Raw genomic sequence first — 6095 nt, 5'->3', positions numbered from 1 at the left:
GGGACTCGTCGTCGAGATCGAGGATCAAGGTCTCGGTATCAGATTCGAGGAGCGCGAACGGTTGAACGACCTGCTGCGTGACCCGCCCGACTTCCAGGCGATGGCGTTGGACGGGCACCGGCACCTGGGGCTCTTCGTGATCGGGCAGCTGGCGCAACGTCACGATGTGACGGTGAATCTGCTGGAGTCCGCATACGGCGGCGTCAAGGCGATTGTGCTCATGCCGACCGATCTTCTCGATCGGACCGGCGGCGGCGAACCGGCAGCCGTCGATCCGGTTGCGGGAGAGGTCGTTCGACCCATCGGACGGCACTATCGCTCGGATCCGGTCTCGTCGCCCGCCGCGGTGTCGCGGGAGAGAACGGTGGTGCCAGAGATTGTCTCGTCGTGGCATGTGGAGCCGCCGGTTCCTCGGAAAGAGCCGAGTGCGCAACCGAAAACGGATGTTTCGCGGTTGCAGCCGAGGGAATCGAAGGCGCCGCTACCGCGTCGGCAGCGTCAGACTCATCTCGCACCGCAGTTGCGTGAGGATCTTGTCGAATCGGTCACTGCGGGAACGGGATCCGCCGAGCCTCGTCGGCTGCGGAGTCCCGACGAGGCTCGGAGCAAGATGCAGTCCCTCCAGCATGGCACGCGGCAGGGGCGTGATTTCGGTGCAACGCGATGAACAAAAACGGATGGTCGATATGACTGACAATGCTGAAACAGCGACTGCGGGAAATGAACTGAGTTGGCTTCTGGACGATCTTGTGAACCGACTGCCGGGGGCCGAGAATGCGGTGGTGCTTTCGGCGGACGGCCTGGTGGTCGCGCATTCGAGAGCGTTGATCAGAGAACATTCCGAACATCTCGCGGCGATGGCATCGGCTTTGGGAAGCCTGGCTCGCGGTGTCGGCAACCAGTTCGGCAAAGGGCAGGTGCAGCAGACGGTCGTGGAACTGGACCGCGGCTACCTGATCGTGACGGAAGCCGGAACGGGCGCGTGTCTGGCGCTGCTTGCATCGGAGCATGCCGATCTCGGCATGGTGGCGTACGAGATGAACGTGATCGTGCAGCAGGTCGGCGACAGTCTGTCGGCGAGCCCGCGCGTGCTGCCCGGCGATTCGCACGCGTACTACACGACATGAGCCGCGACGACGGTAGTTCCTGGTTCGACGAGGACCCCGGTCCGCTGGTTCGCCCCTTTGTGGTGACCAGGGGCCGGGCCGGGCGAGGAATGTATGACCTCGACATCATCACATTGGTCGTCGCCGTGGGGCAGGCCGCTGAGGTTTCGATGCTGGATCGGGAGTACGGAGAGATTTTGCGGATGTGCCAGGCGCGGCCACTGTCCATCGCCGAGATCGCCGCTGGGCTGAACTTGCTGTTGGCGTCGGTCAAGGTGCTCGTCAGCGACCTGATCAGTGCGGGATATCTACTGCATAGATCTCCGACATGGGCCACCGATCGTCCTGACATCCGGCTGCTCGAGGCGGTGCTCGATGGCGTACGCAACATCTGAGGGCCACAGTGCGCCAGGGCTTTCCGGGTTGGAGGCGGTCAAGTTCTTGATCGCCGGCGGATTCGGAGTCGGCAAGACGACATTGGTGAACTCGGTCAGCGAGATACCTCCACTGCGCACCGAGGAACTGCTGACCGACATCGGTTCGACGGTGGACGATCTGACCGGGGTCGAAACCAAGACCACGACTACTGTCGCGCTGGATTTCGGCAGGATAACGATCGCACCGCACGCGGTTCTGTACCTCTTCGGCACACCGGGGCAGGACAGGTTCTGGTTCATGTGGCGCGAGCTGTCGGTGGGTGTCGTCGGGGCGGTCGTACTGGTTGACACTCGGCGGCTTCAGGATTGCTTTGCCGCAGTCGATTTCTTCGAGTCGCGTGGCATTCCGTTCATCGTCGCGGTCAACTGCTTCGATGGTGCGGATATCTATCTGGAAGATGAAATCCGGGCGGCACTGGATATTGCCGACCATATTCCGATACATCTATGCGATGTCCGAAATCGTGAGTCTGCCAAGCGTGTTCTGATCCGACTCCTCGAACACCTGATGACAGTCGCTGTCGCGCGTGGCTACGAGCCGTCAGCGTGATCAGCTCTCCAGTACGGCGATCGGGAACGCTCGGGGGACCGTCGGCCACGAGTCCTGCCAGTTGCCTTCGCGGAGATCGCGTTCGAGTTCTCGAACCAGAGTGCAGCCCGCGGACGGCGGGTGCCATCGATCGATGACCGCAACTCTCTTGCCCGCTCGCACGCGGCGACAATCCGGCTCGGACTTCCATCGTTGAGCAGTGCTCGGATCGCCGAGTCTGCGACGAGCTCAGCGGTGAGTGTGGCGATGCCATCGTTGCCGCCGACCTCGGATTCAGTTGCTGTCGTCCGGAAACCGAGCCGGATTTGCTCGTTGGCGATTCGGGCCGACAGCCTGGGGAGGGCGAGTGTCCGTGCGGTCTGTGCGCCCTCCTTTCAAGCGTTGCCGTGCGGCGTCGAGGTCCCACGCAGGTATTTGATCCGCGCACCCGTCGCATAGGCGACGATCATGAATTCCACTATGCCGCCTTCGATTCCGAGCTCGTAACCTTCATCCGGGTGCGCACCATCGCGCCGGGAACCTTCGACACTCCGCTGCTCGCGCGGCTTTCGGAGGATGTACGTGGTTCCTTGGCCAAGACCGTGCCGCACCCCAGCCGCCTCGGCGATCCGGACCAGTACGCCAAGTTGGCATTGGCCATCATCGACAATGGCATGCTCAATGGCGAGACCATCCGGCTCGACGCCGCGATCCGGATGGCACACGATCGAGCTTATCGCCCTGCGGCTATTCGGCGATCGCGGGTTCGATGGCACCACTGTGGAGCAGATTTCGTCCGAAGCCGGGTCAGTCGGCGAACCTTCTTCCGCTACTTCGGTTCCAAGGCTGACGTGCTGTGGTGGTCATCGGTCGCGGCACGCTCGCGGCCTGTCGCGCGGCGTTCGATTGCTGGGTGGCCTGTGCAGATGCCGATCTCACGGCGTATCAGCTGACTGTCCGGCATCGAGTACAAGAACGAGGCCGTGAAAATGGTGCTCGAATCATCGGAGAGATCGATCGCGGAGGTCGCTCGCGATTCGGGTATCAACTCCGGGACGCTGACGAATTGGGTTGCGGCACATCGGAAGAAGAATCCGGTCGCCGATGAGCCGTTGAGGATGTCGGAGCGCGCGCAGTTGCGGGAGTTGGAACGCGAGAACCGGGAACTGCGCATGGCCTGCCGCTCGGACACGGGCAGGGCGCTGAGAGGTGCGCTGCCCGTGTCTGTATCCGGTTCCGATCAGCGACCAGCGTTCCCGCGTCCGGTGTGGTACGCATCCAACAAGGTCGTCAGCGAGCCGCTCTCGGCGGTCGCCTCGGCCGCCCATCGGGTCAGCGTAGCCAGGTCTGGATCCGTCGCCGCACTGGGTATTTGGACGGGCATGGCGCCGTCGTAGACGAGTCCGGTCGCGCCGTCGACGGTGACGATGCGCCCCTCGAGCCCGCTCAGGCTTCCCTCGCCGCAGCCGACCACGCAGGGGACCGCCATCTCCCGGCACACCACCGCCGCATGGGAGGTCGATCCGCCGTGCTCGGTCAGCACCGCTCGTGAGAGCGACATCGCGGTGACGTCGTCGGGGTCCGTGGTCGGGCGGGCCAGGATCACGTCCTCCCCGTCGTCGGCGTGGGTCTCGGCGTCGTCGCCGGTGACGACCACACGTCCGATACCGATGCCCGGACAGGCCGGCTTGCCGCGTGCGAGGACGATCGCCGTCGCGGCCTGTGCGGGGTCGATCCGAGGCTGCTGCATCGCCTCGATCTGGGCCGGGGTAATGCGGTCCAGCGCCTCGGTGCGCGCGATGAGGTCGTCCTCGGCCAGTGCTACCGCATGGCGCACGGCTGCCTCGGGGGTGCGTTTAGCAGATCGGGTCTGCAGCAGCCACAGCCGGCCGCTCTCCACGGTGAACTCGATGTCCTGTACATCGCGTCCGGCGGCCTCGAGTCTGCGTGCGGCCGTGAGGAGTTCGGCGTGGATCTGCGGCATCTGCAGCGCCAGGTCGTCGAGCCGCTTGGCGTTCGCGCGGCCAGAGACCACATCCTCGCCTTGACCCCGGCGCAGCCATTCGCCGTACGGCTCTTGGCTGCCGTCGAGTGGGTTGCGGGTGAACAGGACCCCGGTGCCGGAATTCTCGTCGAGGTTGCCGAATACCATGGCCTGCACGGTGACCGCGGTGCCACCGTCACCGCTGATCCCTTGGCGGGCACGGTATTCCACGGCTCTCTGTGACTGCCAGGAGTCGAACACCGCCGTGACGGCCAGCCGGAGCTGTTCCCAGGGGTCGTCCGGCGGTGGTGTGCCGACGACCTTGGTGAACTGTTCGGTGAATCGGTGTCGGGTGTCGCGGGCGAACTCGGCGTCCCCGGATTCGTGGGCGAGGGCCTGCTGGACCTGGTCGGTCGTGCCGAGGTTCAGGACGGTGTCCATCATGCCGGGCATGCTGATCGCTGCGCCCGAACGCACCGAGACCAGCAGCGGCCGGTTGCCGCCGCCGAATGTGCGGCCGGTGACGGCTTCGAGTTCGGCCAGGGCCGCGGACACCTGTGGCCACACGTCGATCGGGACGCCGACGGAGCCCTCGGCGTAGTACCGGCGGCAGACGCCGGTGGTCAGCGCGAAGGCCGGTGGTACGGGGATGTCGAGGGATCGGATTCGTTCGATGCTGAATGCCTTGCCGCCGAGAACGTCCCGGCCCAGGCCGGTGGTGCCGTCGAGCAGGATGACGTCGGGTGCGGTCACGGTCGTCACTGCGCCCGCCTCACGGTCGCTCGGCCCGCGGGCCGACCTTCCTGCGGCACTGGAATTTCGGTAGTCATGAGCTGATCTCTCGATCGAGGTGGAGATGGCCCGCAGATGTGGCGCGGCCCACAAGAAGAGTTCGATGTGAGGGTAGTAACGCATCGCCGGAACTGTCAATAACGAGATAGATCAGCTCATAAATGAGCCCGGCAACCTGTGGAAACGCCGCTGTCCGGCCTGGCGGGCAATCGATTTCGCGAAAACCGTTGATTTGAGACGGATTGGATCATAAACTCGGCAATACGCCGCCCGTACAACGTACGGTGCATGGATTCTGGCGTTCTCACCCTGCTGTGACTAGGAGATTCAGTGACCACTACCCAGCGCGACGCGTCCACGATCGAATGGGCCGAGCTGAGCACCCCCACGCGCACCGATGTCCCCACCGAGCCGCACCAGTGGAAGGACAACGCCTATCTGGGTTTCTGGGACGAAAAGGCGGAGATCTACGGCCTGTTCCACTGGTCGACCTCCCCGAACCCGTCGGATCCGGCCGCGATCTACGGCCAGTTGTCGGTCACGGTCAAGGGCCGGACCATCGATGTTATCGAGCCGCTGAAGATCGGTCAGCAGGGCTACAGCAGCGAGACCATCCGCTTCGATCTGGGGCCGGAGGTGGGCATCGATCATCCGGAGGTGAAGATCGAATTCGTCACGCGCCCGCGGTTCCACGTCGCCGACTACAGCCAGGGCGGCATCGTTCCGGCCCTGGACGGCTCGTTCTTCAACCACTTTCATCAGAGTGCCTTCATCACCGGCACGGTCACCTTCGAGGGCCAGACGCACGCATTCGACGGTCTCGGCTGGCGTGACCGCGGCTGGGGCTTCCGCGCCGAAGCGCTGAATTTCACCCAGTACTTCGCGGCGCTGGTGTGTTTCGAGGACTACGACATCAGCGTGTTCAAGATGGGCCAGCCCGACGGCAGCGTCCGGGTGGACGGAATGGTGCTGCGCGAGAACGACTTCGACAAGATCGTCGACGTGTCCGTCGTGCGCGACTTCAACGGATTGACCGCGGCGTTCACCGTGACAACCGCAACGGGCGAGGTCATCGAGGTCGAGCGGGGAAGCGTCAAGGCCCACCACTACGTGCCGATGGGACCGGTCCGCGCCAAGGGCCCGGCCTTCAGCGTGGTCGAGGAGTTCGACGACTTCCGGATCACCGGGGGATCGGCCGGGTTCGGTCTGGTCGAGCACGGCATTCTGCGCACCCTCTTCTGAAAGCG

Annotated in this window: 6 protein-coding genes and 2 pseudogenes; 6 read left to right on the top strand and 2 right to left on the bottom strand. The window is 64.3% G+C overall.

The features are described from left to right. Nucleotides 1-313, bottom strand: a 313-nt coding sequence (locus tag ACFXN1_RS33890; RefSeq protein WP_379463756.1) for a hypothetical protein, incomplete at its 3' end; no start/stop codon positions are given. Between the two features lie 373 nt (nucleotides 314-686). On the opposite strand from ACFXN1_RS33890, the gene ACFXN1_RS33885 reads away from it, so the two are divergent. The 5 genes and pseudogenes from ACFXN1_RS33885 to ACFXN1_RS33865 all read left to right on the top strand — a co-directional run. Beyond that, complete coding sequence (locus tag ACFXN1_RS33885) at nucleotides 687-1127, top strand: roadblock/LC7 domain-containing protein (protein WP_379446309.1); 441 nt, start codon at nucleotides 687-689, stop codon at nucleotides 1125-1127. After that, on the top strand, nucleotides 1124-1501 hold the full coding sequence (locus ACFXN1_RS33880) for a DUF742 domain-containing protein (protein ID WP_379446311.1): 378 nt from the start codon (nucleotides 1124-1126) through the stop codon (nucleotides 1499-1501). The genes ACFXN1_RS33885 and ACFXN1_RS33880 overlap by 4 nt, the downstream gene beginning before the upstream one ends. After that, complete coding sequence (locus tag ACFXN1_RS33875; RefSeq protein WP_379446312.1) at nucleotides 1482-2093, top strand: ATP/GTP-binding protein; 612 nt, start codon at nucleotides 1482-1484, stop codon at nucleotides 2091-2093. Before ACFXN1_RS33880 ends, ACFXN1_RS33875 begins: the two co-directional genes overlap by 20 nt. Before the next feature lie 491 nt (nucleotides 2094-2584). Further along, nucleotides 2585-2794, top strand: a pseudogene (locus ACFXN1_RS33870) (3-hydroxyacyl-CoA dehydrogenase); the annotation flags it as partial. 231 nt (nucleotides 2795-3025) lie between these two features. After that, nucleotides 3026-3247: pseudogene (locus tag ACFXN1_RS33865) on the top strand (transposase); the annotation flags it as partial. A 65-nt stretch (nucleotides 3248-3312) separates the two neighbouring features. Here ACFXN1_RS33865 and ACFXN1_RS33860 read toward each other — a convergent pair. Continuing rightward, nucleotides 3313-4818, bottom strand: a complete 1506-nt coding sequence (locus ACFXN1_RS33860) for a pyruvate, phosphate dikinase (RefSeq protein ID WP_379446313.1) — start codon at nucleotides 4816-4818, stop codon at nucleotides 3313-3315. 360 nt (nucleotides 4819-5178) lie between these two features. Here ACFXN1_RS33860 and ACFXN1_RS33855 point away from each other — a divergent pair, with 360 nt between their 5' ends. After that, a complete protein-coding gene (locus tag ACFXN1_RS33855; protein WP_379463755.1) occupies nucleotides 5179-6090 on the top strand; it encodes a hypothetical protein in 912 nt (303 codons plus the stop codon). Nucleotides 6091-6095: the final 5 nt, after the last annotated feature.

The organism is Nocardia sp. NPDC059154 (assembly GCF_042755705.1).
In the GTDB taxonomy this organism is placed as follows: Bacteria; Actinomycetota; Actinomycetes; order Mycobacteriales; family Mycobacteriaceae; genus Nocardia.
This window is presented reverse-complemented; position numbering and strand designations above follow the sequence as displayed.

What these genes read in the sequence shown, in the direction of transcription:
- ACFXN1_RS33875 (WP_379446312.1), top strand. Translation starts at nt 1,482, where the DNA reads ATGGCGTACGCAACATCTGAGGGCCACAGTGCGCCAGGGCTTTCCGGG.
- ACFXN1_RS33885 (WP_379446309.1), top strand. Translation starts at nt 687, where the DNA reads ATGACTGACAATGCTGAAACAGCGACTGCGGGAAATGAACTGAGTTGG.
- ACFXN1_RS33880 (WP_379446311.1), top strand. Translation starts at nt 1,124, where the DNA reads ATGAGCCGCGACGACGGTAGTTCCTGGTTCGACGAGGACCCCGGTCCG.